The sequence below is a fragment of the Petrotoga sibirica DSM 13575 genome (assembly GCF_002924625.1).
Lineage (GTDB): Bacteria > Thermotogota > Thermotogae > Petrotogales > Petrotogaceae > Petrotoga > Petrotoga sibirica.
In genome coordinates this window covers 1-26,193 of the sequence record NZ_JAHC01000001.1, presented here as the reverse complement: position 1 = coordinate 26,193, position 26,193 = coordinate 1, and the positions used below count along the sequence as shown (strand labels likewise).

The 26,193-nt window shown below is 34.6% G+C and carries 28 protein-coding genes, 1 pseudogene and 1 riboswitch; of the genes and pseudogenes, 17 read left to right on the top strand and 12 right to left on the bottom strand.

Annotated features, from left to right (window positions below; all coding sequences use genetic code 11):
- Positions 1 to 354: 354 nt before the first annotated feature.
- Both AA80_RS00145 and AA80_RS00140 read left to right on the top strand, forming a co-directional pair.
- Complete coding sequence (locus tag AA80_RS00145; RefSeq protein ID WP_103875850.1) at positions 355 to 780, top strand: PPC domain-containing DNA-binding protein; 426 nt, start codon at positions 355 to 357, stop codon at positions 778 to 780.
- Positions 781 to 810: 30 nt separating this feature from the next.
- On the top strand, positions 811 to 1,578 hold the full coding sequence (locus AA80_RS00140) for a TatD family hydrolase (RefSeq protein WP_103875849.1): 768 nt from the start codon (positions 811 to 813) through the stop codon (positions 1,576 to 1,578).
- On the opposite strand, the gene fmt is transcribed toward AA80_RS00140, so the two are convergent.
- From fmt to surE, 3 genes are read right to left on the bottom strand one after another with little or no spacing between them, the layout of a single operon-like run.
- Complete coding sequence (fmt, locus tag AA80_RS00135) at positions 1,565 to 2,524, bottom strand: methionyl-tRNA formyltransferase (RefSeq protein WP_103875848.1); 960 nt, start codon at positions 2,522 to 2,524, stop codon at positions 1,565 to 1,567. The two genes, AA80_RS00140 and fmt, sit on opposite strands and share 14 nt — an antisense overlap.
- Positions 2,521 to 3,081 carry a peptide deformylase gene (gene def, locus AA80_RS00130; protein ID WP_103875847.1) on the bottom strand — a complete coding sequence of 187 codons (561 nt, stop codon included), beginning with the start codon at positions 3,079 to 3,081 and terminating at the stop codon, positions 2,521 to 2,523. The genes fmt and def overlap by 4 nt, the downstream gene beginning before the upstream one ends.
- Positions 3,082 to 3,085: 4 nt before the next feature.
- On the bottom strand, positions 3,086 to 3,844 hold the full coding sequence (gene surE / locus AA80_RS00125) for a 5'/3'-nucleotidase SurE (RefSeq protein WP_103875846.1): 759 nt from the start codon (positions 3,842 to 3,844) through the stop codon (positions 3,086 to 3,088).
- A 231-nt stretch (positions 3,845 to 4,075) separates the two neighbouring features.
- Here surE and AA80_RS00120 point away from each other — a divergent pair, with 231 nt between their 5' ends.
- The 6 genes from AA80_RS00120 (at position 4,076) to AA80_RS00095 (ending at position 9,503) form a co-directional block, all read left to right on the top strand.
- Positions 4,076 to 5,368, top strand: coding sequence for a nucleotidyltransferase (locus tag AA80_RS00120; protein ID WP_103875845.1), 1,293 nt, complete (start codon positions 4,076 to 4,078; stop codon positions 5,366 to 5,368).
- A 46-nt stretch (positions 5,369 to 5,414) separates the two neighbouring features.
- Positions 5,415 to 6,938, top strand: a complete 1,524-nt coding sequence (guaA, locus tag AA80_RS00115) for a glutamine-hydrolyzing GMP synthase (protein ID WP_103875844.1) — start codon at positions 5,415 to 5,417, stop codon at positions 6,936 to 6,938.
- A gap of 17 nt (positions 6,939 to 6,955) precedes the next feature.
- Entirely contained in the window at positions 6,956 to 7,609 is a 654-nt protein-coding gene (locus AA80_RS00110) for a histidine phosphatase family protein (RefSeq protein ID WP_158248338.1), read from the top strand.
- On the top strand, positions 7,563 to 8,342 hold the full coding sequence (locus tag AA80_RS00105) for a 2-phosphosulfolactate phosphatase (protein ID WP_158248337.1): 780 nt from the start codon (positions 7,563 to 7,565) through the stop codon (positions 8,340 to 8,342). The genes AA80_RS00110 and AA80_RS00105 overlap by 47 nt, the downstream gene beginning before the upstream one ends.
- Before the next feature lie 27 nt (positions 8,343 to 8,369).
- Positions 8,370 to 8,930, top strand: coding sequence for an ECF transporter S component (locus AA80_RS00100; RefSeq protein ID WP_103875841.1), 561 nt, complete (start codon positions 8,370 to 8,372; stop codon positions 8,928 to 8,930).
- Between the two features lie 120 nt (positions 8,931 to 9,050).
- On the top strand, positions 9,051 to 9,503 hold the full coding sequence (locus AA80_RS00095; RefSeq protein WP_103875840.1) for an RrF2 family transcriptional regulator: 453 nt from the start codon (positions 9,051 to 9,053) through the stop codon (positions 9,501 to 9,503).
- A gap of 19 nt (positions 9,504 to 9,522) precedes the next feature.
- Here AA80_RS00095 and AA80_RS00090 read toward each other — a convergent pair whose 3' ends face one another.
- The 4 genes from AA80_RS00090 to AA80_RS00075 are packed head-to-tail and all read right to left on the bottom strand — an operon-like array spanning position 9,523 to position 12,931.
- Positions 9,523 to 10,269, bottom strand: a complete 747-nt coding sequence (locus tag AA80_RS00090; protein ID WP_103875839.1) for a PfkB family carbohydrate kinase — start codon at positions 10,267 to 10,269, stop codon at positions 9,523 to 9,525.
- Positions 10,270 to 10,278: 9 nt separating this feature from the next.
- Positions 10,279 to 11,049 carry an ABC transporter ATP-binding protein gene (locus AA80_RS00085; protein WP_103875838.1) on the bottom strand — a complete coding sequence of 257 codons (771 nt, stop codon included), beginning with the start codon at positions 11,047 to 11,049 and terminating at the stop codon, positions 10,279 to 10,281.
- Positions 11,046 to 12,056, bottom strand: a complete 1,011-nt coding sequence (locus AA80_RS00080) for a FecCD family ABC transporter permease (RefSeq protein WP_103875837.1) — start codon at positions 12,054 to 12,056, stop codon at positions 11,046 to 11,048. Before AA80_RS00080 ends, AA80_RS00085 begins: the two co-directional genes overlap by 4 nt.
- Positions 12,053 to 12,931, bottom strand: coding sequence for an ABC transporter substrate-binding protein (locus tag AA80_RS00075; RefSeq protein WP_103875836.1), 879 nt, complete (start codon positions 12,929 to 12,931; stop codon positions 12,053 to 12,055). Before AA80_RS00075 ends, AA80_RS00080 begins: the two co-directional genes overlap by 4 nt.
- Before the next feature lie 69 nt (positions 12,932 to 13,000).
- Positions 13,001 to 13,165, bottom strand: a riboswitch (cobalamin riboswitch).
- Between the two features lie 137 nt (positions 13,166 to 13,302).
- Between AA80_RS00075 and AA80_RS00070 the strand changes: the two genes are divergently transcribed.
- The 8 genes from AA80_RS00070 to AA80_RS00035 all read left to right on the top strand — a co-directional run bounded on the left by AA80_RS00070 (position 13,303) and on the right by AA80_RS00035 (position 20,390).
- Complete coding sequence (locus AA80_RS00070; RefSeq protein WP_103067570.1) at positions 13,303 to 13,602, top strand: stage V sporulation protein S; 300 nt, start codon at positions 13,303 to 13,305, stop codon at positions 13,600 to 13,602.
- Between the two features lie 2 nt (positions 13,603 to 13,604).
- Positions 13,605 to 13,859, top strand: a complete 255-nt coding sequence (locus tag AA80_RS00065; RefSeq protein WP_103875835.1) for a hypothetical protein — start codon at positions 13,605 to 13,607, stop codon at positions 13,857 to 13,859.
- The gene (locus AA80_RS00060) at positions 13,843 to 14,805 is read left to right on the top strand and encodes a DUF1385 domain-containing protein (RefSeq protein WP_103875834.1); all 963 of its coding nucleotides are present in this window, start codon (positions 13,843 to 13,845) and stop codon (positions 14,803 to 14,805) included. Before AA80_RS00065 ends, AA80_RS00060 begins: the two co-directional genes overlap by 17 nt.
- A 971-nt stretch (positions 14,806 to 15,776) precedes the next feature.
- Positions 15,777 to 15,941 (top strand): hypothetical protein, encoded by a 165-nt coding sequence (locus tag AA80_RS00055; RefSeq protein WP_233186761.1) that lies wholly within the window; start codon positions 15,777 to 15,779, stop codon positions 15,939 to 15,941.
- A 218-nt stretch (positions 15,942 to 16,159) separates the two neighbouring features.
- Positions 16,160 to 17,485 carry a transcription termination factor Rho gene (rho, locus tag AA80_RS00050; RefSeq protein ID WP_199177789.1) on the top strand — a complete coding sequence of 442 codons (1,326 nt, stop codon included), beginning with the start codon at positions 16,160 to 16,162 and terminating at the stop codon, positions 17,483 to 17,485.
- Between the two features lie 19 nt (positions 17,486 to 17,504).
- Positions 17,505 to 18,242: an alpha/beta hydrolase gene (locus tag AA80_RS00045; RefSeq protein ID WP_103875833.1), complete on the top strand. Its 738-nt coding sequence runs from the start codon at positions 17,505 to 17,507 to the stop codon at positions 18,240 to 18,242.
- Positions 18,243 to 18,347: 105 nt separating this feature from the next.
- A complete protein-coding gene (pyrE, locus tag AA80_RS00040; RefSeq protein ID WP_103875832.1) occupies positions 18,348 to 18,938 on the top strand; it encodes an orotate phosphoribosyltransferase in 591 nt (196 codons plus the stop codon).
- Positions 18,939 to 19,028: 90 nt separating this feature from the next.
- Complete coding sequence (locus AA80_RS00035) at positions 19,029 to 20,390, top strand: Do family serine endopeptidase (RefSeq protein ID WP_103875831.1); 1,362 nt, start codon at positions 19,029 to 19,031, stop codon at positions 20,388 to 20,390.
- Between the two features lie 63 nt (positions 20,391 to 20,453).
- Here AA80_RS00035 and AA80_RS00030 read toward each other — a convergent pair whose 3' ends face one another.
- The 4 genes from AA80_RS00030 to AA80_RS00015 all read right to left on the bottom strand — a co-directional run bounded on the left by AA80_RS00030 (position 20,454) and on the right by AA80_RS00015 (position 24,899).
- A complete protein-coding gene (locus tag AA80_RS00030) occupies positions 20,454 to 21,776 on the bottom strand; it encodes a phosphoglucosamine mutase (RefSeq protein WP_103875830.1) in 1,323 nt (440 codons plus the stop codon).
- 5 nt (positions 21,777 to 21,781) lie between these two features.
- A complete protein-coding gene (locus AA80_RS00025; RefSeq protein WP_103875829.1) occupies positions 21,782 to 22,633 on the bottom strand; it encodes a carbohydrate ABC transporter permease in 852 nt (283 codons plus the stop codon).
- A 13-nt stretch (positions 22,634 to 22,646) separates the two neighbouring features.
- Positions 22,647 to 23,549 (bottom strand): carbohydrate ABC transporter permease, encoded by a 903-nt coding sequence (locus AA80_RS00020; RefSeq protein WP_103875828.1) that lies wholly within the window; start codon positions 23,547 to 23,549, stop codon positions 22,647 to 22,649.
- 108 nt (positions 23,550 to 23,657) lie between these two features.
- Positions 23,658 to 24,899, bottom strand: coding sequence for an ABC transporter substrate-binding protein (locus AA80_RS00015; RefSeq protein ID WP_103875827.1), 1,242 nt, complete (start codon positions 24,897 to 24,899; stop codon positions 23,658 to 23,660).
- Between the two features lie 322 nt (positions 24,900 to 25,221).
- Between AA80_RS00015 and AA80_RS00010 the strand changes: the two genes are divergently transcribed.
- Positions 25,222 to 25,767 carry a dihydrofolate reductase family protein gene (locus AA80_RS00010; RefSeq protein WP_103875826.1) on the top strand — a complete coding sequence of 182 codons (546 nt, stop codon included), beginning with the start codon at positions 25,222 to 25,224 and terminating at the stop codon, positions 25,765 to 25,767.
- Between the two features lie 198 nt (positions 25,768 to 25,965).
- Here AA80_RS00010 and AA80_RS00005 read toward each other — a convergent pair.
- Positions 25,966 to 26,193 (bottom strand): annotated as a pseudogene (locus AA80_RS00005) (IS110 family RNA-guided transposase); the annotation flags it as partial.

The window sequence follows — 26,193 nt, the reverse complement described above, 5'->3', positions numbered from 1 at the left end:
CCCCTTCGCCCCGCAGCCCACCCATGGCCATTAAGGGGGTTCCCCTTAAAAACCCCAAATCAAGGTCAAAATCATTTAAAAACATTTTTTGCACACTGCGGCAAATGCTCCCACCCATCTAGGGAAGTGATTTTCTCACCCTTTCAACCCGTTCCACGTCCATTAAGGAAGGGATCCTGTTACCCCTTCGCTCCGTAGCCTGAGAGAATTTTAAACGTTCTTTTATATTTTATCATAAAAATCATTAATTATAAATTAATAAAGCACCCTTATAATGTTTTTCTTTTGCTTAAAGCCATCATAACAAATGTGTGGTATGATTTTCATTAATCTAATTGGAGGGGGGAGTATCGAATGGATTATGCTAAATTTGGTAGTAAATACATAGTTAGATTAGATAAGGGAGAAGAAATATTTTCAACTTTGAAAGACTTTTGTACAAAAAATTCAATAAAATTAGGCACTGTATATGGTTTAGGTTCAACGAACGCTATAACTATTGGTTTGTTCAATACCCATGAGAAGAAATACTATTCAAAAGAGTTTAAAGGAGACTTTGAAATATTGAATCTCACAGGAAATATATCTACTATGAATGGAGAGACTTATTTGCACTTACATGTGATTATCTCAGATTCTGATCTTCGTTCATATGGTGGGCATTTGAATTCTGCAATAGTTAGTGGAACCGCAGAAATAATCGTTGAAAGTATAGATGGCACTGTAGATAGAAAATTTGATTCAGAAGTTGGTCTCAATCTGTATAATTTTAGAAGATAGTGTATTCTATTTGAGAAGGGAGTAAATAAATTGAATTTTATTGATACTCATTGCCACTTGTTACTCAAACAGTTTGATGAGGATAGACAAGAGATAATGAAAAAAGTTAATGAAGAGTTGGATCTGTTGATCGAAATAGGTATAAACGTAGAGACTTCTAAAAATGTAGTTGATTTCGTAAAAAATAAAGAAAAAATATTCGGAACTGTTGGGATACATCCCACCGAAAGCGAAGGTTTAAAGGAAACGGATTTAGATGAAATAAAAGAACTATCAAGAAAACCTAAGATAGTTGCAATTGGAGAAATCGGATTGGATTTTCATTGGGAAACTAATAAACAGGACCAGTATAAAAGTTTGGATACCCAATTAGATATTGCTAAAGAGGTAGGCTTACCAGTAGTTTTTCATATTAGAGATGCGTATGATGAGGCATACAATTTTTTACAAAAAAAAGGATTATCTGAGTATAAAGGTGTGGTTCATTGCTTTTCAAGTGATTGGGAAAAGGCTCAGAAATTTTTGGATTTGGGCTTATATATAGGGTTTGATGGTCCAATTACTTATCCAAAAAATAATAAATTGAGGGAAGTGGTTGAAAAAACACCTGTTGAAAGAATTTTGCCTGAAACAGATTCCCCTTTTTTACCTCCTGTACCTTTTAGAGGAAAAAGGAACAAACCAACCTACGTAAAGTATATTTATGAGAAAATATCAGAAATAAAAGGGATTGATATTGAAACTTTGAAAGAGATAATAAAAAGCAACGTTGAAAAGCTATTCTTTAATAAGGTCTAAACTGCCCAAGTAATTTTAGTTTTTTGCCATTGATGGCATCTATTGTGGTTATCTTTTTTTTACCTGGGAATTGTATCTCTTTCACTTTTACAGCCCCATTTCTACATTTTACAATTATGCCATCTTTTTCAATATCAATTATTGTTCCTGGCTCTTCTTTATTTTCAATTGTCGTCAAATCAACAGAAAATTCCGAGCCAAACATCTTTACCTCTTCTTTTTCGTATATGCTTCTTACTCCAGGGTAGGGATCGTAAGCTCTAATTTTGTTATGAACCTTTAGAGTATCATTATCAAAATCTACAATTAGGTCTTCTTTTGTAATTTTTTCTGCATATGAGGCTTCTTCTTCATTTTGTGGTTTCAAAATTAACCGATCGAATGAATTTAAAAACTCCAACACAGTTTCTTTGGCAAGAGCTAATAATTTTTCATAAACTACGCCATAATTGTCGTTTATTTCAATGGGTATACTTTTTTGAATGGCAATATCTCCTGCGTCCAGAGCTTCTACCATCTTGAAAATACTGATTCCTGTTTCTTTTTCTCCGTTTTCTATAGCTCTTTGAATAGGAGCAGCTCCCCTATATTTTGGCAACAGAGATGCATGAACGTTCCAACATCCTTTTTGTGGTAGTTTTAAAACGTTTTTTCTCAATATTTTTCCAAAAGCAGCCGTAATAATAATATCAGGATTCAACTCTTTCAAAAAGTCAAAGCCTTCTCCTTTATTAACACTTTTTGGTTGAAATATGGGAATATTGTATTTGAGGGCAATTTCCTTAGCTGGAGTTGGTTGAAGTTTTTTTCCGCGCCCTCTAGGTCTGTCAGGTTGGGAAAATACTCCGACAACATTAAAATTGTGATTTATTAATTCTTCTAAAACTTCAGCTCCAAAATCAGGGGTACCCATGAAAACAATTTTAAAATCGTTGTTAGTTGTCATAATTTAACCTTATCCTCTAACTCTAATGAGCGATTTTTCCCCTTTTCTATCAGTTTGTTTAATTCTTTTTTTAACCTGGCTTTCTTTACAAGGGGTAATTTGTCGGTGAATAAAATCCCATCAAGATGATCTGTTTCATGTTGGAATATTCTTGCCTGATATCCGTGAAGATCTTCCTCAATAACTTTTCCGCTTAAATCCTGGTAACGAACCTTCACACCTTCTGCTCTTACTACATCTTCAAATATATCAGGAATGCTTAAACACCCTTCTTCAAAGCTAACCTCTTTTCCCAAGAACTCTATTATTTCGGGGTTAATAACAACTTTTTTGCCCTTTTCGTTATTTGCCGTGAGGCTGTCTCCTTCGTTTTCTCTAGAATCCATAATAAAAAACCTCAACGATATTCCCACTTGAGGTGCGGCTAAACCTACTCCGTCGTATAGATACATTGTCGAAAACATTTCATCAATGACATTTTTTAAGTTTTCATCGATTTTTTCCACTTTTTTCGCCCTTTTTCTTAAAACAGGGTCTCCAATGAGTCGAATTTCCATCTCTTTAAACCTCCAACCGTGATTTTAATTCATCTATAAAATCATACTTTGTCATGAAAACACTCAGTGGGGTTACAGAAACATAACCTTGTTTTATTACATTATAATCTGAATTATCATCGTTATCATCTTCTATGATATTTCCCAACATCCAATAATAAGAATTTCCAAAAGGATCTTTTCTTTCTTCAAAGTAATCTTGGTATCTTCTTCTGCTTTGCTTGGTAATTTTTAAACCTTTCATTTCATCATACGGAATTCTTGGGATGTTAATGTTTAATGTAGTAAATTCAGGCCAATTGTTCAAATCTAATTTTTCCAAGATATTCAAAACAACCTTTGCCCCATCTTCGAAGTTAGGATTAGAAAAGTCAACACAGGAAACAGCGATAGAAGGATAACCACCAACAGCACCTTCTAATGCTGCAGACACGGTACCAGAATAAAGGACATCCGTTCCCAGATTCGCTCCCCTGTTTATACCGGAGATTACAAAGTCGAAATGTATATCTTTATATATTGCATCTAATCCTATTTTAACACAGTCAGCAGGTGTTCCATTCACTGCATGACCAAAAAAAGTATCTCCAAACTTAACTTTTTTAGCCCAAAGAGGGTTTCTGACTGTAATTCCATGTCCAGTTGCACTTCGTTCTATATCGGGGGCGACAACGTAAACATTATGCTTTTCTTGCAGATAAGTTTTTAAAGTAATAATACCTGGAGACATTATTCCATCGTCATTTGAAAGTAAAATATTCATTAGTTTCTATGACTCCTTTTTTAATTATATCGGTTGGATTATTTTTTATAATTTTAACATATTTAGATTATAATTCATTAAATACTTAATTAATTTTTTTGCTGCTTTCTGCAAAAAACTTTATTCGTAATGCTTTTGAACAGCACCCAAAACCTCATTTGCTCTGCAAATGACGTATACAAATATGGTATAATAAATATAAAAGGCTATTTTTTAAAAAGGAGATCAATTTTGAAAGTTTTAGGTATAGTTGTTGAATACAATCCTTTTCATAACGGGCACCTCCATCATTTGAAAGAAGCTAAAACTTTAATTAACCCTGATTACACAATCGCTGTAATGAGTGGGAATTTTGTCCAAAGAGGAGAACCTGCAATCTTGGATAAGTTTTCTCGAGCCGAAATTGCTGTTAATATGGGAGTAGACGTTGTCTTGGAATTACCATTTGTCTATTGTATACAAGATGCAAGTGGATTCGCAACAGGAGCCATAGGCGTATTAGAGAGAACCAATGTTGTTACAGATATAGTTTTTGGAAGTGAATCTAGTAATTTAGAAGTTTTAGATAAAATATCGAACATTTTATACGAGCAACCCAAAAATTTTAAGAAGTTACTCAACAAAAATTTAAAAAAAGGTTTATCCTTCCCAAATGCTAGAAAGTTTGCTTTAGTTGAGCATTTAGAATCTTCAAATTACGAACACAATGTACTAGACATATTAGAGCAATCAAACGATATCTTAGGTTTGGAGTATTTAAATGCCTTAAAATTATATAATTCAAAGATCGTTCCACATACTATTCAAAGAATAAAGGCGGAATACAATCAAAAAGAATTCACCGGTGAAATTTCCAGCGCCACTGCAATACGAAATCTTATAGAAAAAAAAGAGATGAACAAAGTTAAGCAAGGAGTTCCACCCTTTTCTTATGAAGTTCTACTTAGGGAGATTGAGAAAGGTAAAGCCCCAATAATATTTGAAGATATGCGAGACATAGTTTTAGCTAAGTTGCGAATGATGAAAAGAGAAGAATTCATTCAGATAGACGGAGTAAAAGAAGGATTAGAAACAAGGTATTCAAAATTTTCCAAAACAAGTTCCAATCTTACAGAATTAGTAAACAACGTTAAGACGAAAAGGTTTACGTTGACAAGAGTGAAAAGGACGCTTTTAAAGATTCTATTTGATTTAAAAGAGAAAGATGTAAAATTATATAACAATTATGGACCACAATATTTAAGGGTTTTAGCCTTCACAAAGAAGGGTCAAGAATTGCTGGGTAAAATAAAAGATCTTTCTACTTATCCAATTATTACTACCCCATCGAGATACAGAAAAATATATAATAGATTAAACGACAAACTATTATCAAGTAAAAAAAAGTATGAAAGTATACCTGAAATCTATTTAAATCAGATTGAATACGATTTTTTGGCAAGTAATATTTACACTTTATTATACAAAAATACAAATTTATCCTCATACGAACCTGATAAAAAAAATAGGGTTATAATTTTATGATCTTATGGGTTTATAGTAAAAGCATATCAATTTCGGAGGTCTCTCAATGGAAAAGATTCTTGTCATCGATTATGGTTCTCAGTACACTCAGCTTCTAGCAAAAAGGATTAGAGATCTGGGGGTATTTTCAGAAGTAGCACAATATGACGATACTATATCCCTTAACAACGTGAAAGGTATAGTCTTGTCCGGTGGACCTGATAGTGTTTATGATGTTGATGCTCCCCATGTATCAGATGAAATATTTCATGCCAAACTTCCTATTTTAGGTATCTGTTATGGGATGCAGCTTTTGGCGAAGAAACTTGGTGGAAAGGTTGAACAAAGAGGTATAGCTGAGTATGGAAAAACTAAAATTTCCATAACCAACCAATCTCTGTTATTTAAAAAGCTTCCAAGCGTATTTAACGTTTGGATGAGCCATAAGGATATGGTGACGAAAGTTCCTGAGAAATTTAGAATTACTTCTCTCACTTCAAACAATATCATCTCTTCTTTTGAAAACGAATCAGAAAATATATACTGCATCCAATTTCACCCTGAAGTTAGGCATACTGAATTTGGAATCGATATATTGAAAAATTTTGTTCATGGCATATGTGGGTTGAAAGGTTCATGGACTTTGATGGACTTTGTTGAAGATAAGATAAATAAAATAAAAGACACAATCGGTGATAAAAAAGCGATTATAGCTTTATCAGGAGGAGTAGATTCATCGGTTGCCGCTGTATTAACCCACAGAGCTATAGGAAACAACCTGAAAGCCATCTTTGTAAACCATGGCCTTTTGAGAATGAATGAGGTTGAAGAAGTTGAAAGTACGTTCAGAGACTATATCGGTTTAAATTTGACCACCGTAGATGCCCAAGAACAATTTTTAGGCAAATTAAAAGGAATCACTGATCCTGAACAAAAACGTAAAATAATTGGCGAAGAGTTTATCAGAGTTTTTGAAGAAGAAGCAAAAAAAGAGAAAGATTGTGAGTATTTAATTCAAGGAACAATATATTCAGATGTCATAGAAAGTGCGAAATCTGGAAAAAAAACATTCAAGATTAAGAGTCATCACAACGTGGGGGGACTTCCAGAGAATATAGACTTAAAAATAGTAGAGCCACTTAGAGAATTATTTAAAGATGAAGTTCGAAGTGTAGGAGAAATCTTAGGGCTCCCAAGGGAAATACTGTACAGGCATCCATTTCCAGGGCCAGGATTAGCTATTCGAATCATTGGTGAAATTACCGAAGAAAAACTGACAATTTTAAAAAAAGTTGATAATATTTTTATCAAAACACTAAAAGAAACAGGTTGGTACGATAAAGTATGGCAAGCCTTTGCCATATTAATACCGATAAGAACTGTAGGTATAACTGGGGATAAAAGAAGTTATGGTTATGTGGTATCTTTAAGGGCTGTTGATAGTGTGGAGGGTATGACCGCAGATTGGTCTAAAATTCCCTTTGAAATTTTGGACTTGGTTTCCAGCAGAATAACCAACGAAGTTGAAGAAATTACCAGAGTGGTTTACGATATCTCATCAAAGCCCCCTGCCACAATAGAATGGGAATAATTGGAGGTGTCTGTGTTTTGGATATTTACTTAGTAAGACATGGAGCTACACTTTGGAACAAAATGGGGATTTGGCAAGGCCAAAGAGACGTAGAGCTTGATGAAGAAGGGATTAATCAGGCTAAGGCAACCGCAGAAAGATTCAAAAATATCAAAATAGATGGGATGTATACATCCGTTTTACAAAGGGCTATTAAAACGGCAGAAATCATCAATCAATACCACAATTTGCAAATAAAAAAAGATTCCGATTTGAACGAATGTAATATAGGAAAATGGGATGGGAAAAAGATAGAAGAGATACTTCTTAATTACAAAGAAGAATTGGAGTATTGGCATAAGGATATCTGGGCCTCAGTGGAAGATGTTGAGACTTTAGGTGATGTGCAAAGAAGGGCGGTAAGGGCTATAAAAAGAATAGTTAAGGAGCATAAATTAGAGGATAAAATAGTTGTGGTTGCACATGGTTTAGCTATTAGGACTATCATTTCATGGATTCTCAATATTCCACTTAATCAACATACCTCTTTTAGAGTTGACAATGCATCCGTTTCACATGTAATATATGAGGGAGATTATAGATACGTTTTAGCTTCTTTAAATGAAACGTGGCATCTTGAATATTATGGGCTTGAAACTTATCTTACTCCAGAAGAAAAGGAGATCGATTAAGATAAAAGAAGAAAGTCTATTCGAACCAGAATTGAATGTCTATTTTCTGCCGAATGAAAATATAAAAAATCATCAAATCTATATACTTATAGATCTTTTAAGGGCTACTTCTAGCATATCAGCATTACTCCATTGTGGTGCTGAAGAAATTTTTGTAACAGATAGCATCGAAGTGGCAAAAGAATTAAAAAAGATGGGATATTTACTCGCAGGGGAAAGAGAAGCAATAAAGTTAGAAGGTTTTGATTTTGGCAATTCCCCATTAGAGTTTTTAAATAATTCTGATAAAATAAGGAAAAAATCCATTGTACTAACTACTTCCAACGGATCAAAAGCTATGAAAAAAACAAGCGAACTGGGAGATATAATTGCCCTTTCATTGTTGAATTTTTCTTCCGTGGTTGAATTCATAATACAAGGGAATTATCAAAGTATTGGAGTAGTTTGTTCTGGTACCAACCGTTCAATTTCTTTTGAAGATTCATATCTGGGTGGATTATTTGTTCAAAAAATCATGGAAAAACAAACTTATCACTTAAATGACGGAGCAAAAGTATCCTTAAATTTAACTAAATGTAAAAAGAGTTACGTTATGGATTCTGATCATGCCAAAAGACTAAAAGCTTTGGGACTTAAAGATGATCTTGAATTTTGTTTCAACATGGATTTGTTTCAAGTGGTACCTTATTCAAAACAAAACAGTTATACTTTCAAAAATCTAATATCAATTTAAATTCGTATATCAGAAGGGGGCAATTTAATGAAGAATTCTGCTTCTCAGCATACAGCTGTAAAAAGGGTTGCAAGATCACCTGTTTATATAGCGTTGGGAGTTGTTGTCTTTTCATTTTTGGTTCATAGCATCGGTAATCCAATGCTGGGAATTATAATCTTACCGTTGCATTTTGTTGCTTTAATGGCTGGTATCATGGAAGGGGCAACGATTGGATTACTTGTAGGGGCTTTAATGCCTGTTTTAAATTTTTTACTTTTCGGTATGCCGCCATTCCCTGTTTTCATATTTATGACCATAGAAGTTGCAACCTATGGATTTATATCAGGCCTTTTAAATAAGAAAAATATTTATTTGGATCTCTTAGTATCTATGTTGATAGGTAGGGGTGTATATATGGTAGCTTACTACACCATAGGATTAATCCTTAATATAAATCTTAGCCCTTTAACTTCAATTTTGATGAGTTATGTGTTCGGGATTCCTGGTATAATTCTTCAACTAATATTCATACCGATGATTGTGAAAAGAATGCCTTTTTCTATTAGGGCGAATAGTGAGGCAAAAAAGCGTCAAAACAAACTTTAGTGTTTCTTAAAAAAATTTATTAATTTTGGGACGCCTTCAGGAAAAAATGATTTGGGTTAAATGTAGCAATTTGTGGGTGAAGGGATTGTTTATAAAAAAAATAAAAGGGGTGGGACCTTCATGTCTTTAACAATCAAGAGCTGTTATGCTATACGTGGTTTATATGAAATGTATAAACTTCAAAATAGAATCAAAGATGAGGAAAACATCAAAATCTCAATATCGAAGATTGCGGAAAGTTCAGGTATTTCACAAGAATTTTTGGCAAAGATATTTGCCAAATTAAAAAAAGCTGAAATAGTTTCTTCGGAAAAAGGTAAATTTGGAGGATTTTATTTTACAAAGGCTCCTGAGGAAATCAAACTTTCCGAAATCGTAGAGGTTTTAGAAGAACCGTTGAACTCTTACGATTGTATTTCCGAGGGTGAATGTGAAAATCAAAAAATTTGTCCCGTAGAGTTTGTCTGGCAAAGGGTACGAAAAGCAATATTTAACGAGTTATCTAATATCACTTTGAAAGACGTGATAGAATGTGGGCATAAAAAGGAAGCTTTAGCTTCTGAAAATGAATGAATCGAATTAATTACTATAACTATATATTGATAATTTTATTGTAAGCACCCAAGTATTCTGAGACTTTTTGAGTAGCGTTAACGGCATTATGTAGAATTTGCTCTTTTTCTATATTATTTAAAATTCCGTCTATGAAGACCGTGTCAAACACATCTCCCATACCGATTTGGTATGAAGCCTTTCTGCCAGATAATGCCACTATCTTTTCACCCCATTTAGCGCCTTTTTTCCCCAGTTTTACAACATCGCAAGTGAATAGAAAATCTTTGCACTCTTTTTCGTTGCCGATGAAAAAAACATTTTCACACTTTTTATCTATTAATTTTGGTCTAGGACCTATATCAAAAAAGGTTTTTTTGTAGTTCAGAAAAATATTGCTGTTTATTATTCGTTCGTTCGTTTCGGTAGTGATGAAGAGATACTCTGATTTTTTCTTTGGTATAATCAAGTCTAAATCGTTTATTCTTCTATCTACTGCAATGGGCTTTTCATTCATTGTGATGAAAGTAGCCGTGTGTTGATCTACTTTCTTTATCCATTCAACATTAACAGAATGAAAGGATAGCTTCTCCAATAAAAACTCTCCAACGAAATCTTTGCCCACGTTACCGAACATTCTTACGTTATGACCTAATCGAGCAAGACCAATAGCCACATTTAACGCGGATCCTCCAGGAAGTTGTAGAATTTTTGAATTGTGATTACCATCATTTTTCAGTATATAAATGTCTAAAAAGATTCCACCAATAACATCGATAGTAGCCATTTTCACACCTTATTTAAATAAAATTTGAGGAACTTTTTTAACCGGATGTTTTATAATATAAGCATTCATCTCAAAGATTTCATCCATGATGGATTCATTTAACACCTCTGCCGGTGTACCAGAGTATCTAATAGATCCATCCTTCATAACGATTATTTTATCAGAGAATAACGCCGCATTATTCACATCGTGAAATACTGCTAGAACCGTTTTCTTTTCTTTGGTAACCATTTCCTTAACCAATTTCAAAAGGCTTTGGGTGTAACCGGGGTCTAAATGCGAAGAGAATTCATCTAAAAGCAATACGGGCGTTTGTTGAGCTATTGCTCGAGCTATCATAACTTTTTGCTTTTCTCCTCCTGACAATGATGAAAAGGGCTTGTTCTTATAACTTATCAGTCCAACAGTTTTAAGAGCTTCATCGATAATTCTTCTGTCTTGTTCTGATTCAAAAAAGTTTATCCTCTTTGAAAAAGGTATTCTTGACGTTGAAACTATACTTTCCAAATCATAATCGAAAGAGGTGTTGAATTCTTGGGGTACAACGGCTACCTTCTTCGAAAGCTCTTTATACGAATAATTCTTTAATTCATTGTTTTGTAGAATTATTTCTCCCTTGTAATTTCTTAGAATCCCTGAAAGAATCTTGATAAGAGTACTTTTACCTGCTCCATTTGGGCCAATTATAGAAATAATATCTCCTTTTTTTATTTTTAAATCTTCGATTTTCAAAAAAAAGCCATTCCCATAAGTGAAACGGACGTTTTTAAACGTTATCATATTTTCTCTTTTCTCCTCATGACGAAAATGAATATTGGGGCACCTACTATTGATGTTACCACACCTATAGGAAGTTCTGTGGGAGCAAATAATGTTCTGGAAACAAAATCTGCAGACATTAAAAACATTCCTCCTATGAAAAGCGAGTACAAGTTTGAAATAAAAGAATATGGCCCTTTAACGATTCTAACTATATGAGGGATTATAAGCCCTACAAAACCTATTATTCCTACTTGTGATACGGTAAAAGATACTGCGAAAACGTTTATTACGATCAAAAAAAGCTTCAATCGATCGGGATTTATTCCAGAAAATACTGCCATGTCATCTCCCATCGAAAGAACGTTCAATTGTTTGGAAAATAATAAAACTAAAACAAATTGAATGATGAGCGTAAAAAACAATTTAAAATTATCACTCCAAATTAAATCCCCCGTACTTCCCATCAACCAGATGTTGACATGAATTAAGTTTCTCCAGTACATCACGGTAAAAAGTGTAGTAAATGAATTAAACAAAAAGCTAATTATTACACCACTTAGTATTAGAGATAAAACGGGAAGTTTTTTACCCTGTCGCGCCAATATTAAAACAATAAATGTTGCAAATATGCCAAAAAGAAAAGAAAAAGTTTCTAATCCAAGAAAAAGGGAAAGACCATAAATGCTGCTCAACGCTGTGTATAATACTGCACCAAAGCTTGCTCCTGACGAGATTCCTAAAATGTATGGATCTGCGAGAGGATTTTGTACTACCAATTGTAAGACATTCCCAGAGACTGCCAATATGCTACCTACTAGAAAACTTCCAACCACTCTTGGAAGTCTTATGTTTAAAATCAAATTGTTGTAAATATCGTTGTTGCTTTTACCCATTAAAGAGTTGAAGATGTCCTCAACAGGAATCTTTACACTCCCAAAAGATGTGAAAAGTAAAATTAATATAAAGCTCGAGATTGTAAGAAATAAAACAAGGGGGGCTTCCCCTTGTTTTTGGATGATTTTCATCTGTTTTCACCAAAATACTCATATAATTGTTCAAGGACATCGAGCAGCGATGGAGAAGGTTGATGCATTTTGTTACCATCGACTATTACAATTTTTCCTTCTTTAACAGCTTTCACGTTTTCAAACTGTTTGGCATTCAAGAGAGCATTTTTAGCGGTTTCGTCGCCTTCATAGTATGAGTCAACGATTATGATATCAGGATTTTGAGCAACGACGAATTCAGGTCCAACGGGTAAAAAACCATTGTTCCCAGTATATGGAGCGGCTAAATTTAATCCTCCAGCGTAAGCAATTAACTCATTTATGTATGAACCGGTTCCTGCCGTCCAAATTTCAGATACGTTATTTTGAACCATTAAATATAGCACTGTTGGCTTGTTTTTCCAAGTGAAAGAACTTTTAGCGATACTTAAAACACTTTGTCGTAGTTCATTTGAAATAGCCTGGGCTTTTTCTCTTTCACCCAATATACTCCCAATTAATACAATTTCCCTGTAAATATCGTTGAAACTTACTGGATTAATCACAAACGATTTGATATTGTATCTTTCCAACCTGCTAATCTCAGGTTCTTGAAATCCTCCTGTTAAAAAAACAACATCCGGATTCAAAGAAACTATTTTCTCCAGGTTTAAAGGAACTAAATTACCAATTTTCTCGGCATCAATATTAATATCCCAGTCAGTAACGCCCAGAACTTTTTCCTCTAAACCTAGAAATTTGATGTAATCAGATACAGCTGGTGCGGCAGAAATAACCCTGTTAACTTCTCCTTCAAAGGGGACTAATCTTCCAAGATCATCCACCATAAAATACGCTGCCGACACAACAACCGACAAAAAAATAGCAAAAAATGTAAATAATACCTTCCTCATCCCAAATGGCCTCCTTATATAAATTAGCGCCATTTAAATATTTTTTTCTATCTCTTTGGCGCGAAGAGATAGAAAAAGCTGCATTATTCAGGTCTCCCGACTTTCGGATCACTCTACTCCTTACGCCTTCCCGGAACTTTCCAGTGACTTTTTGTAAGTTTCGTCCCCGATTACGGTGGCGCGACCGTAACGGATTTTCACCGTTTTCCCTTGAAATAATGCAGTAAATATTAACTTCCTTACTTGCCGTGAGGCTGTTTCCTTTTCAATTATACCACATAGGTATTCTTTGTTCAATTTTTTCTTTGACATTATTTAAATTTGTGATAAAATAACTTTATATAGCCTGTCCACAAAGGAGGAGCCAAGACATGGAAGTGTTGAAAGTTAGTCATTCATCCGCACCGAACAAAGTAGCAGGAGCTATAGCGGGGGTTTTATCAAAAACAGACGAAGTTGAGCTACAAGCTATTGGAGCTGGAGCAGTTAATCAAGCAGTGAAGGCTATTGCCATTGCAAAGAGATTTATCGAGGCTAAAGGAAAAGAGATATACGTTATTCCTGGTTTTGTGGAGGTTGAAGTAGGTTCGGAAAAAAGAACGGGTATTAAGTTTAAAGTGGTGGCTAAGGTTTCTGAAAATATTTCCCCAGAAGAGTATTCTCAACATTAAAAATGAATGAAAATGAGAAAGTAATAAAAGAGATCATTGAAGCGTGTTCAAAAAACACGCATCTTTTTGATATAATAAAAGATATTACTAAATTAGATAACGATGAAAGATACAAATTGCGAAGGAAGGCTTCTCAAATACTTAGTAAGAACAACGGAATTGACAAAGAGGCTTTAAAATTTTACTATGTAGTTACTGAACAAGGTGTTGCAGAAGAGATATTAAGGAGGATTCAATCTAGTGAAATCAAAACCTAAAACCGTTGGCGGACAAGCGGTTATTGAAGGCGTAATGATGAAAGGAATAAATACCGTTGTCGCAGTAAAAAGGAAGGACGGAAATATAGCGGTTAAAAGGTTAAAGGATAACTCCTGGGGAATTTGGGAAAAAATACCTTTTATTAGAGGTTTTTTTGTATTGCTACATTCTATGATAGTTGGTATGAACGCATTGTCTTATTCGGCTAATGTATCTGGAGAAGAAGAGGAAGAATTAACTACAAAAGATATGGTCGTTGCTATATTAATTGCTATTGTAGTTGCAACCTTAGGGTTCGGTGTTTTACCTGTATTTGTAACCAGACCTTTCAACATCAAATCTGAATTTTGGTTTGCTTTCATTGAAGGTTTTATAAGGGCGCTTTTGGTTGTCGTCTACATCTGGGGTATTTCTTTCATGAAAGATATAAAAAGAGTATTTCAATACCATGGAGCCGAGCATAAAAGTGTGTATACGTACGAAAACAACGAACCTTTAGAGGTAAAATACGCCGAAAAATACACGACCTTGCATCCCAGGTGTGGTACTAGTTTCTTGATAATTACGGTTTTTGCTTCGATTATTGTTTTTGCCATAACGGGTGGATTAGGCTTCAATTCAACTTTACAGAAAGTAATATCTAGAATAGTACTTCTCCCTCTAGTCGCAGGATTAGCTTACGAATTTCAAAGGTTTACCGCAAAAATCATCGATACAAAAACAGGAAAAATTCTTGCCTATCCAGGTTTGATGCTACAAAAAATTACTACAAAGGAGCCTGAAAAAGAACAACTGGAAATAGGGCTCATATCTTTAGAATATGCACTAAAAGAAAATTTTGATGGTGAAGTAATTTTAGATAACCATGGAAATCAGATTGAAAATCAAGGTGCAGAAAACAAAGTCTTTGCTCCAGATGTAACTTCCCTCAAAGCGGATTCCTAAGCCCCTAAAATAAATCAACGGGCTTTTAATGTTTTTATGATACTTGATACTATTTATATTATATTTCTTGAATTAGGTATGGACTTCATTTAAATTCTCCGAAGAATATTTCTTATTCTCCACACTTTTTCTATAGTTGTACTTTTTTCGATTAAGAGATTACTTCGTTCTTATGATGTGGCGTGCTCACAAAATTTATTAATATATTATGAAGAGTATGAGATATTTTCTTATGCTAGCAAAAAATATTGAGAAACAATTAAGAAATAAAAGAATTCTCTATTATAAGACGTTATTTAAAAAGGTTTAAAGGGTAGAGCCCTGTTGCTGATCTGTGCAAAATGGTCTTTTTCGTAATTCTTTTGAATAACTTTCCTAATCTCATTTGCTTTGCATTTTGCGGCTTTATGCAAAACGTTTTTATAATGCTTTAGAAACAATTTCCAAATTCTCATTTGCGAAGCAAATGCGTTCGGGGATCTTAAGGGGTTTGCCTTTTGCTGATTTGTGCAAAAAGATTTTTAATCGAATAAAGATATTGAATTTGGGGATCTTAAGGGGTTTACCCCTTAATGTTGTGCGCCCAGCATGGGCAATAGCTAAGCGGTGAAAGTCCGCTGTGGGCCAGGTAGCGGGAACCACTAGTCGAAGGCAAGGGTGTCCATCGTGAGGTGGAATCTGAAGGAAGCCCAAGGCAAAGTCCCGGTCCGATGAACAAGAATCAGATACGGGGCTAAGTGAAGTGGACGAGTTTGCGACTCAAAACGAAGTCCAATAGCTATCCAGAACTTCACGGAGTATATCTGGCGGATAGATGGGATGAAAGTTATTGCACTTACCTGGGGAGATCTCAAGAATATGCTAATAAGGCAACCCATACAGCAATGTATGGCTGAATCTTGAGAAGTCAGCAGAGGTCATAGTACTCATTGGAAGATGAGGAAGGACTGAACAACAGGAGGTTTCGAATCTTGAAAGATGCGAAGGGATACGGGAAAAGCATACAACTTCGATTAGAAGGTTTCCTGCACGAAGATAAGGGAGAGCCTGAAAATAATGTAGAAGCGCCTAGTATAACTTCTACGTCTGAAAGAGGAAGAAACGGTGTTAAGGGTCATAGACATCAAACCTATTGAACCGCCGTATACCGAACGGTACGTACGGTGGTGTGGGGGGACGGTAGATAAATTAATTATCTACCTCCTACCTGATTGGGCGAAGGGGAGCTAAAACAGATTGTATGTAACTTAGAATGATGGATGTATTTTAAAATTTTTTTATTCTAGAAGTAAGGTTTAAAGGTAAATTCAGAGTTTCCAAAGACAGTAACTAAATGGAATAAGGAGGAATATACATGGATGAAAATACTAACAATGTAGTTTCTAAGAAACAAACTAGGGATAATATTCAAGCCATTGAAATTAATATGGCTAAATTGAATGAAATGACAAGAAAAGAACTATACGAGTTAGCCCGTAAACTTGAAATATCTAATTATTCTAAAATGACAAAAAACGAATTGAAGTTTGCTATTTTAAGAAAACAAACTGAATCAATCGGATACTTTTTTTATGAAGGAATTTTGGAGGTGCTGCCCGACGGTTATGGTTTCTTAAGAAGCGTAGATAATTCATTGTTGCCTGGAACTGATGATATATATGTTTCTCAATCACAGATTAGAAAATTCAACCTTTTTACTGGAGACATAATAGCTGGTCAAATAAGACCCCCAAAAGAAGGCGAAAGATTTTTTGCCTTGTTAAGAATAGAAGCGGTTAATTCCTTACCCCCTGAAAACGCTCGGGATAGAGTCTCTTTTGAAAATTTGACCCCTGAGTATCCGAAAACCAGAATGGTTTTGGAACATAAAAACGCACCATACAGTTCCAGAATAATTGACCTATTCTCTCCTATAGGTTTTGGTCAAAGAGGTTTAATCGTTGCTCCTCCAAAAGGTGGCAAAACTACGCTGTTAAAAGATATTGCCAACTCAATTGCCAAAAATTATCCTGATACTAGAAGGTACATACTTTTAATAGATGAAAGGCCTGAAGAGGTAACGGATATCCGAGATACAGTAGATGCTAACGTTATAGCAGCACCGTTCGATATGGATCCAGAAAATCAAATAAGAATCGCAGAAATGGCTTTGGATCACTTTAAGCGGCTAGTTGAATTTGGTCACAATGTAGTTGTTCTAGTTGATAGTTTGACCAGAGTTGCACGTGAATATAATCTTTATGTACCATCCAGTGGAAAATTGCTGAGTGGAGGTCTTGATCCTGCAGCTGTTATTTTCCCAAAGAAATTCTTTGGTGCTGCAAGAAAGATTAGAGAAGGCGGTAGTTTGACCATTCTAGCTACGGCATTAATAGAAACAGGATCCAAGATGGATGAAGTGATATTTGAAGAGTTTAAAGGTACAGGAAATATGGAGCTGGTGTTATCAAGAGAAATAGCTAATGAGAGAATATTCCCTGCCATAAACTTAAAATTATCAGGTACCAGAAAAGAAGAATTATTGTATGACCCTGATGATATGAAAAACATAATTATTTTAAGAAAGTTCATTAACGACATGTCCCCAAAAGAGGCTTTAGAATTTATCTTGAGTTTATTAAGGAAACACAAAACTAATGATGAAATAAGGGAAGCAATAGAAAATCAAAAAGCTTTGTGAAATGTGATATAATTTATTTATGAAAATATATCATAGATACTACTTACCAAATACAAATAACTATAAAACTTTATATCTAATTCACGGTCTTGGAGAATATTCTGGAAGATATGTGAATTTCATTAAGCAATTAAATGAGAGAGGGATTGCTGTTTTTACATTTGATCTTCCAGGGCATGGTTATACTCCTGGTAAAAAAGGGGATATAGAGAATTTTTACGAGATTTATTCTTTTTTGGAAAATTATGTTCAAGAAGATTATATTCTATTTGGACACTCTCTTGGGGGGTTAATTGCCTCAAGATTCGTTGAAATAACTGAGAATAAACCTCAAAAACTTATTCTCTCTTCTCCTGCCTTGGGTGATATTAGGAAACTGGCCTGGCTATTAAACCTTTTCTCGATATTTCCACCCCTTTCTTTTTCAAATGGAATTGATCCATTTGATCTATCCACTGATCAAAAAACATGTGAATTATATAAAAAAGATCCGCTAATACACGATAAAATAACTGTCCGAACTGCTCGTCAAATGTTTGACGAGGCTGAGATTGCATTAAAAGAAATAGAAAAGGTGAATATTCCTACATTGTTGCTTTTCGGAGGAGAAGATAAAATAATCAATATTGAAGAGTATAAAAAGATAAAGAATTCAAACATAACTAAAGTTTCTTTCCCCAAAGGGAAACATGAGTTGTTCGAATGTATTTACAATAAAAATAAATTTTATGATAAGATTTTCGAATTTTTAAAATAAAGATAAACCCTTTAGAAATAAAAAATGGATGGGGAGCGGGGCGAAGGGGCGCTAACATGAGTTTTAGAGTATATAAAATAGAGAAATTAGGAGGTAAAAAGGTTAATGATCGATAATACAACATACGATGAAACTAAAGTATTAGAAATACTAAAAGACACTGGGGCCTTTTTAACGGGGCACTTTTTATTATCATCTGGATTACATTCAGACACATATATACAATGCGCAAAAGGTCTTAAATATCCGGAGTATGCAGAATTTTTTGGCAAATTAATTGCCAAAAAAATAAAAGTAAAAGTAGACTACGTTGTTTCTCCTGCGTTAGGTGGAATTATCATAGGATACGAAGTCGCAAGAGCTTTAAAAGTTCCGTTTTTATTCACTGAGAGAGATGAAAAAGGGAACATGAGTTTACGTAGAGACCAGGTTATCATTAACAATAGCAAAATACTAATAGTAGAAGATGTAATAACAACTGGGAAATCCACTTTGGAAGTTACAAAATTGGTTGAAAGTAGTGGAGGGGTTGTAACTTCAATTGCTTGCATCGTTAACAGGTCTTCCAAAAAAGTATTAGAAAGCAGAGAAATCATATCTCTGGTTAATATAAAAGCTGCTACCTACTCACTAGAAAAATGTCCATTATGTTTCCAAGGTTTAGAATTAGTAAAACCAGGTAGTAGAAAGCAATAAGAAGAAGCACCCTTAAATATTGAAGCTTTTAAGTTTCTTTTAAGAAAGTTAGCTTATATTTAAGTGAATAAAATAATTGGAGGTGCTAGTATGAAAAAATCTATCTTGTTCATTTTAGCGGTATTTATGCTTTCTATATCTTCATTTGCAATTGTGAATGAAGGTTACGTAAGTCCAGTAGTTAAAGTGGTTGAAGAGGCTGCCCCAGCTGTTGTAAATATTGAATCTATTCGTTCAGCTGCGGTTCCAATAGATCCCTACTTTAGAGAATTTTTTAAAAGATTTTTTGGTCAAGAAATGCCTGAGTATCAAACTAAAGGCGTGGGTTCTGGCTTTATTTTCGATAAAAGAGGTTATATATTGACAAACTACCATGTGATAGAAAGTGCAAAGGAGATATCTGTATCCTTGCCGAATGGAAAGAACTATGATGCTGAGTTGGTAGGCGGAGATAAAGATCTGGATTTAGCAATAATTAAGATAAACGCTGACGAAGATTTACCAACACTACCATTAGGTGACTCTGATAAAATTAAGATTGGAGAAGATGCAATAGCTATAGGTAATCCATTGGGTTTACAAAATACCGTTACAGTGGGGGTTATAAGTGCAACCAATAGAAGTATTCCAAAACCACGTGGAAATAGTAACTATGTGGGTTTAATACAGACTGATGCAACAATTAATCCTGGTAACAGTGGAGGTCCTTTGCTGAACATACATGGAGAAGTCATAGGAATTAACACCGCAATCGCAGTAGATCCTCAACTGGGAAGTGTGAACATAGGATTTGCCATTCCTGTTAACATAGCAAAAAGATTCGCTGATTCTGTTATGGAAACCGGTTCCTTCCAAAGAGCTTATTTAGGTGTATATATTAGTAATATAACAGAAGAATTGAAGAAATCTTTGGGATTAAAGGTAGATAAAGGAGCCTATATACAGGATTTGGTACCTGGTGGAGCTGCAGAAAAAGCCGGTATAAAGGTGAATGACGTAATAGTAGAAGTGAATGGCAAAAAAATTGAAAATGTAAACGATTTAACTTCTTTAATATCCACTTATCCAGCGGGGACTACCGTAGAAGTTGTTGTGGATAGATTTGGAGAAAAGATTACTTTTAATGTAACTTTGGGAAGCCAAATGCCTGAAGCTGTGGAAGCTTATTTTGGAATCGTTGTTAGAAATATAACTTCTGAAGATAGGCAAAAATACAATATAAGAAATAGTATTCTAGGAGTTATTGTTGAAGAAATACAAGACGATTCATATGCTATCGGTCTAAGAACGGGTGATGTTATTACAGAGATAGCGGTTAATGGAGTGTACAATGATATACAAAACATAGATGACTGGAAGAAAATAGCTTCATCAGTAGAAAAGAACAGCTACGTAGCCTTGATAGTTTATAGAAATAATGTGAGGTATGTAGTTCAATTCTTCTATAGATAAAATAAAGATAAGCAATTAAAAAACGGGGTGTAGTTTAAAAGCCCCGTTTTTTTAAATGCTATTTCACTCGTTATCAATGCTTTGTATAAGATGCCTAAATTCTTTGATGCATGTTTTAATTGTTTCTTCATTGGACCCTTCGGTCATTATTCTTATTTTAGGTTCAGTTCCAGAAGGTCTAACTATAACTCTGAATCCTTCGATACTTTGATATTTTTTTGTTAAATTTTCAATTCTAATGTCTTTCATGATTTTTGAATTATCTTTCACTGTAATGTTTTCCAGGTGCTGAGGATGTTTAGGTATTTCTCGGAGAAAATCATCAAGCGATTTAGAGAAATATTTGAGCGTTTCCAAAGTCTCTAAAGCGGTAATTATCCCGTCTCCTGTTGTAGATCTATCAAGGAATATAATATGTCCTGATTGTTCGCCCCCGATTGTAGCATATTCTTGTAGCATTTTTTCCAAAACGTATTTGTCTCCTACGTCTGTACGTAGAAGATTTATTTCATTTTTCTTTAAATACTCTTCCAAACCTAAATTACTCATAATGGTCGCAACGACGATCTTGTTTTTTAGCCTTTCTTGAGCCTTCAATTTTAAAGCGTTGATAGCCATTAATACATCACCATCTACGAGATTACCGTAGCGGTCGATAAAAAGGCATCTATCAGCATCCCCATCGAACAAGATTCCAAGATCATACTTTTCTTCCTTGACGATTTTAGAAAGAGTTTGAGGTGAGGTAGAACCACAGTTTTCATTGATATTGAAACCATCTGGAGCATTTTGGTATACAGTATAGCTCAAACTTAGTTGACCAAAAATGTCGTCTATTATAGCTCCAGCGGCACCGTTACCTACATCAACAGCAATTTTTAAATCATTACATTGTATTTTTTCTCTGTACAAAGAAACTACGTAATCAACATATTCTTTTTTTGAGGAATCTTCTATGTATCTTCCAATATCTTTATAATCACTGTATTTAAGTGAACCTTTCAAAATTATTTCTTCTAACTTTTCTTCTGTTTCATCTGAAATTTTAAATCCTTCACAAAAAACTTTTAACCCGTTGTACATTGGAGGGTTGTGAGAAGCAGAGATGACAACGCCAATAGACTTTTCTTGCTTAGTTATATACGCTAATCCTGGTGTGGTTAGGATTCCACATAATTCTACATCCATTCCACCTGCAAGTGCCCCAGAAGCTAAAGCCATTTCCAATACCTTTCCCGAATTTCGTGTATCTCTTGCAATGTACAATTTTTTATACTCCAAACCGAAAAAATTAGCAAGTGCATTTCCAAGTTTCATCGCTAAGTCAACGGTCAACTTTTCATTAACAACCTCTCTTATGCCATCTGTACCGAACAAAATTTTCATCTACATCATCCTTTTACGCTTCCAGCTGTTAAACCTTGAACTATCCTGTTTTGGAACACTAAAACCAAAATAACCAAAGGCATTGTAACTATTACTGATGCAGCCATAAGTTGTCCCCAAGGAACTTCGTAGAAGGTTCTACCTGTAAACATAGCAATTGCAACTGGAACTGTGTATTTTTCAGGGGTCTGCATAAAAGTTAAAGCAAATAAGAATTCATTCCAAGCCAGAATAAAAGCCAACAAACCAGTCGTGACCAAACCAGGAGCGGAAAGAGGTAAAACGATTCTCCACAGAGTTTCGAATTTTGAACATCCGTCTATATAAGCAGATTCTTCTATCTCTTTAGGAAGCTCTCTGAAGAAATTTTGCAGTATCCACGTTGTTAAAGGTAGATTCAAGGCAATATATGGGATTATCAATCCCGGATAAGTGTTTATCAATCCCAAATTTCTGAGCAACTGAAAGAGACCACCCAATATGGAAACTTGGGGGAACATACTTACCGAAAGTATTAATAGCATCAAAGGGCCTTTCCCGGGAATCTTTAAGCGCGCTATTGCGTACGCTGCAAAAGAACCAACAATTAGAGAGAAAATTGTTGTGGCTCCAGCTACTATAATGGAGTTTAATATATTTAATCCGAAAGGTCTCTCAGTGAAAACTTTTATATAGTTTTCAAAGGTAAAACCTTGAGGCCTAAGGGTGATGTTTTTTGTAAAAAGATATTGATCCGCAGTAAAAGAGCTTTTAATTGCCCAATAGAAAGGGAAAATATAAAAGATGATCATCAATATAACCAAAATATATAAAATTGTACGTTGAGTATTTCTTTTTGCCCGCATTCCCCATCTCATATTTTTATCCTCCTCAATCTAATTTAATGTTCAACGAGCGCATGTAAATAAGTGTGAATATACCTATGATTAAAAATATTACGACCGATAGTGCAGAACCATATCCAAACAAACCTCTTGGAGAGAAGATATTATCCATCAAAAGTGACCTATTGTAAACCGCTAGAGTTTCAGTTGCCACTGCACCCTGTGTCATGATGTAAACAATATCGAAAACCCTCAAAGCGTCTAAAGTTCTAAATATTAAAGTCACGCCAATAGTAGGCCTTAATACAGGTAAAGTGATAGAAGTGAATTGTTTCCATATACTAGCCCCATCTATTCTAGCTGCTTCGTATAACTCATTGGGTATGATTTGAAGCCCCGCAAGGAGTAAAAGAGCAACAAAAGGAGTAGTTTTCCAGACATCTACGGCTATAATGGCTGACATAGCCATCCCTGGAGTCCCAAGAATAGGGGTACCTTCCTCAAGTATTCCTAAATTATATAGCATTAAACTTATTACACCATATTGGTCATTATACATCCATTTCCACATTTGTGAAGAGACCGCTGTAGGTATAGCCCATGGAATCAAAACTGCTGCTCTTACTAAACCTCTCAATTTAAAATCTGCGTTCAATATTAAGGCGGTTCCTAGCCCTAAAAGGAATTCTATTAGTACAGAAAAAAAAGTAAAATATATTGTATTCCATAACGAACTCAAAAATCTAGGGTTTTGAAACAAATTGATATAATTTTGAAATCCTAAAAACTCTCTTTCAAATCCTGGTTTGAGAGACCATTTGAAGAAACTATCATAAATAGTTTGCCCCAGAGGATAGAAGGCGGTAATACCGATAGCAATTAAGGTTGGGATAATAAGCCAAAACGCAAGCCAGATATCCGATCTTTTATACGTACCTTTTACTTTCATTGAAGCGCCCCCTCATTATAATCTATTATATTATACACAAGAGCGGTAGACGGAGAAACTCCGTTTACCGCCCACATGTGGGAAATTATATCAAATTCTTCATTTTTTTTATTCAACTAAAGATTTAAGGTTTCTTGCTAAACTGTCCAAAGCTCGTTCAGGGGTAGATTGGCCTGTTAGAACTTGGTGTACAGCAACTTGGATCTCGTATGAAATTTCAGAATATATTGGAGAAATAGGTCTTGGTTCAGCATTCAAGAAAACATCTAAAATATCTGGATAGAAATCATTTGCTTCAATAGTTCTTGGATCGTTGTATGCTTCTATCATAGTTGGAGTTTGACCAGCATATACAGCTTTGTAAACTTGTTGTTCTTTACTGGTTAAGAATTTGATTAACTTTTTAGAAGCCTCTACCTCAGCAGGAGAAGAGTTTACATTGATACCGAGGTTCCATCCACCTAATGTAGCAGAATTTCTTCCATCTGGTGCAGGTCCTTTTGGAAGGACTGTTATACCAACTTTCCCAGCAACAGGAGACTCGGGAGCGTTAGCTAAAGACCATGCATATGGCCAGTTTCTCATAAACACAGCATCACCATTTTGGAAAATTCTTCTTGCTTCTTCTTCCATGTAGGTAGTTACTCCCGCAGGACTGACCCCATCTACTATCAATTTATTCATGAAAGTTATTGCAGCTAAATTGTTATCATAATACTCAGGATCATCAACAACAACTTTGCCGTCTTTCATTATCTCTCCACCGAAACTATGGACGAATTCCATAACGTCACAAGTTAATCCTTCATATCTGGCTCCTTGCCATACGAAACCATTGATTCCTTCTTTTGCTGAGATATCTTTTGCTGCTGTGTACAATTCATCCCATGTTTCTGGCACATCGTAACCGTACTTTTCCAACAGATCTTTGCGGTAATAAAGAATACCTGCATCAGTAAACCATGGAACTGCTACTAAACTTCCATCTACGGTATTTGAAGCAACGGTTCCAGGGAAAAACGCATCAAGTCCGAAATAATCGTAATCGTCTGTTAAATCTACTAAGAATGGGGCGAATTCTGCGGGCCAAATAACATCAAGCATCAATACATCTGGATCCGGAGTGCCTGAAGCTAAGTAAGTAACGTAAAGATCATGTCTATCCGTTGAACTGTTTGGCATTGGAAGAACATTCACAGTTATATCTGGGTTTTCTTCCATAAACACAGCAATTTGTTCATAAAGGACTTCTAATTCTCTTCCTACTGCACCAGCCGTCATAGTAATGGTTATAGAAAAAACACTCAACACCATCGTCAATATAGCAAATAAAACAACTACTTTTTTCATACTACTGTCACCTCCTGATATGATATAATTAATTAAATAAAACAAATTAATCTTTTTATATTTTATCACATGTAACTTTTATCTCAAAAGGGGATTATTTGCGATTAGAAGCTATTATAATTAATTACAGATGATTAAAAGCGATTAGAGCCCAAAAGCTTAGTTTTCCTTGAAAAAGAAAAATTTTGTTATAAATCTTATTGAAAAAACAAAAAAAAATTTAATATTTCGAACTAAATTACGGGACCTAGAGCGTTAAAAAAGTTTTACAGTTTCTAAAAATATAAATTGTAAAAGAATAGAAGTTTAGGGAGGATTAATTATGAGAGTGAAGTTGATAATGGTTCAAAGTATGAATGGAAAAATTAGAATTACAGATGATTCGCAAAGAAGTTGGTCTTCGACTGAAGATAAAGAACTTTTCAATAATATAACCAGAGATATTGGCATAGTACTTATGGGTAGAAAAACATTTGAAGAGATAGGATCTCCTTTAAAAAAAAGAATTAATGTTGTGTTGACAGGAAATCCAGAAAAATATAAAGAACTTGAGTTGAAATATGACAAATATCTCTACTTTACAGACAATCCTCCAGAGATATTGTTGGATAAACTAGAGAAGAAAGGTTACACTGAAGTTGCATTAATAGGGGGCCCTACAATAAATTCTTTGTTTTTAGAAAAAAATTTAATTGATGAAATCTTTCTAACTATCGAACCGGTAATTATTGAAGGTGATCTATCGATTTTCAAATACGTGAATGATAAATATAATTTCAAGCTAAATGATTTTAAAAAATTAAATGAAGATACTATACTTTTGCATTATTTGAAAGTAGATGATAAAGAATATCCTCATGCGAAATAAATGAATTTTCAGAAATACGAAACGGAGCTGGGCGAAGGGACTCTAAACAAAGATCGAAAAAGAAGCTAATCGGTGATATGTCAAGGAGTAAAAACCAAAAAGATTGTTAAAAATTAGTGTAACTGACAATGCCCATACTTTCAGAAAAACTCAAAATAGGCTTGAAAACACAAAAAGATTCACTTGTATCTATTCAACTTAGTAATTCGAATAGATTCGATTTTTGCTCAGCAATGCAAAAATCAGACGAACCAACTTACGAGCCGTGAGCGCGAGGGCTCTTTTGTGTTGATGAGTGGCAACCTCGTAGTATTTTTTCCAATAATACTCTTTGAACTCAGGGATATAGTTTTTAACGGAGCTAGCGGCTTCGATAAAATAGTATCGAAGATACGGGTTGCCTGTCTTAGTCATTTCTGTCTCGTC

Bases quoted from the DNA above. Each gene is read 5' to 3' on its own strand.
- AA80_RS00145 (WP_103875850.1), top strand. From the start codon at position 355: ATGGATTATGCTAAATTTGGTAGTAAATACATAGTTAGATTAGATAAG.
- fmt (WP_103875848.1), bottom strand. From the start codon at position 2,524: ATGACAACTAACAACGATTTTAAAATTGTTTTCATGGGTACCCCTGAT.
- def (WP_103875847.1), bottom strand. From the start codon at position 3,081: ATGGAAATTCGACTCATTGGAGACCCTGTTTTAAGAAAAAGGGCGAAA.
- surE (WP_103875846.1), bottom strand. From the start codon at position 3,844: ATGAATATTTTACTTTCAAATGACGATGGAATAATGTCTCCAGGTATT.
- guaA (WP_103875844.1), top strand. From the start codon at position 5,415: ATGGAAAAGATTCTTGTCATCGATTATGGTTCTCAGTACACTCAGCTT.
- AA80_RS00105 (WP_158248337.1), top strand. From the start codon at position 7,563: ATGGGCTTGAAACTTATCTTACTCCAGAAGAAAAGGAGATCGATTAAG.
- AA80_RS00100 (WP_103875841.1), top strand. From the start codon at position 8,370: ATGAAGAATTCTGCTTCTCAGCATACAGCTGTAAAAAGGGTTGCAAGA.
- AA80_RS00095 (WP_103875840.1), top strand. From the start codon at position 9,051: ATGTCTTTAACAATCAAGAGCTGTTATGCTATACGTGGTTTATATGAA.
- AA80_RS00090 (WP_103875839.1), bottom strand. From the start codon at position 10,269: ATGGCTACTATCGATGTTATTGGTGGAATCTTTTTAGACATTTATATA.
- AA80_RS00085 (WP_103875838.1), bottom strand. From the start codon at position 11,049: ATGATAACGTTTAAAAACGTCCGTTTCACTTATGGGAATGGCTTTTTT.
- AA80_RS00080 (WP_103875837.1), bottom strand. From the start codon at position 12,056: ATGAAAATCATCCAAAAACAAGGGGAAGCCCCCCTTGTTTTATTTCTT.
- AA80_RS00075 (WP_103875836.1), bottom strand. From the start codon at position 12,931: ATGAGGAAGGTATTATTTACATTTTTTGCTATTTTTTTGTCGGTTGTT.
- AA80_RS00070 (WP_103067570.1), top strand. From the start codon at position 13,303: ATGGAAGTGTTGAAAGTTAGTCATTCATCCGCACCGAACAAAGTAGCA.
- AA80_RS00065 (WP_103875835.1), top strand. From the start codon at position 13,605: ATGAATGAAAATGAGAAAGTAATAAAAGAGATCATTGAAGCGTGTTCA.
- rho (WP_199177789.1), top strand. From the start codon at position 16,160: ATGGATGAAAATACTAACAATGTAGTTTCTAAGAAACAAACTAGGGAT.
- AA80_RS00045 (WP_103875833.1), top strand. From the start codon at position 17,505: ATGAAAATATATCATAGATACTACTTACCAAATACAAATAACTATAAA.
- pyrE (WP_103875832.1), top strand. From the start codon at position 18,348: ATGATCGATAATACAACATACGATGAAACTAAAGTATTAGAAATACTA.
- AA80_RS00035 (WP_103875831.1), top strand. From the start codon at position 19,029: ATGAAAAAATCTATCTTGTTCATTTTAGCGGTATTTATGCTTTCTATA.
- AA80_RS00030 (WP_103875830.1), bottom strand. From the start codon at position 21,776: ATGAAAATTTTGTTCGGTACAGATGGCATAAGAGAGGTTGTTAATGAA.
- AA80_RS00025 (WP_103875829.1), bottom strand. From the start codon at position 22,633: ATGAGATGGGGAATGCGGGCAAAAAGAAATACTCAACGTACAATTTTA.
- AA80_RS00020 (WP_103875828.1), bottom strand. From the start codon at position 23,549: ATGAAAGTAAAAGGTACGTATAAAAGATCGGATATCTGGCTTGCGTTT.
- AA80_RS00015 (WP_103875827.1), bottom strand. From the start codon at position 24,899: ATGAAAAAAGTAGTTGTTTTATTTGCTATATTGACGATGGTGTTGAGT.
- AA80_RS00010 (WP_103875826.1), top strand. From the start codon at position 25,222: ATGAGAGTGAAGTTGATAATGGTTCAAAGTATGAATGGAAAAATTAGA.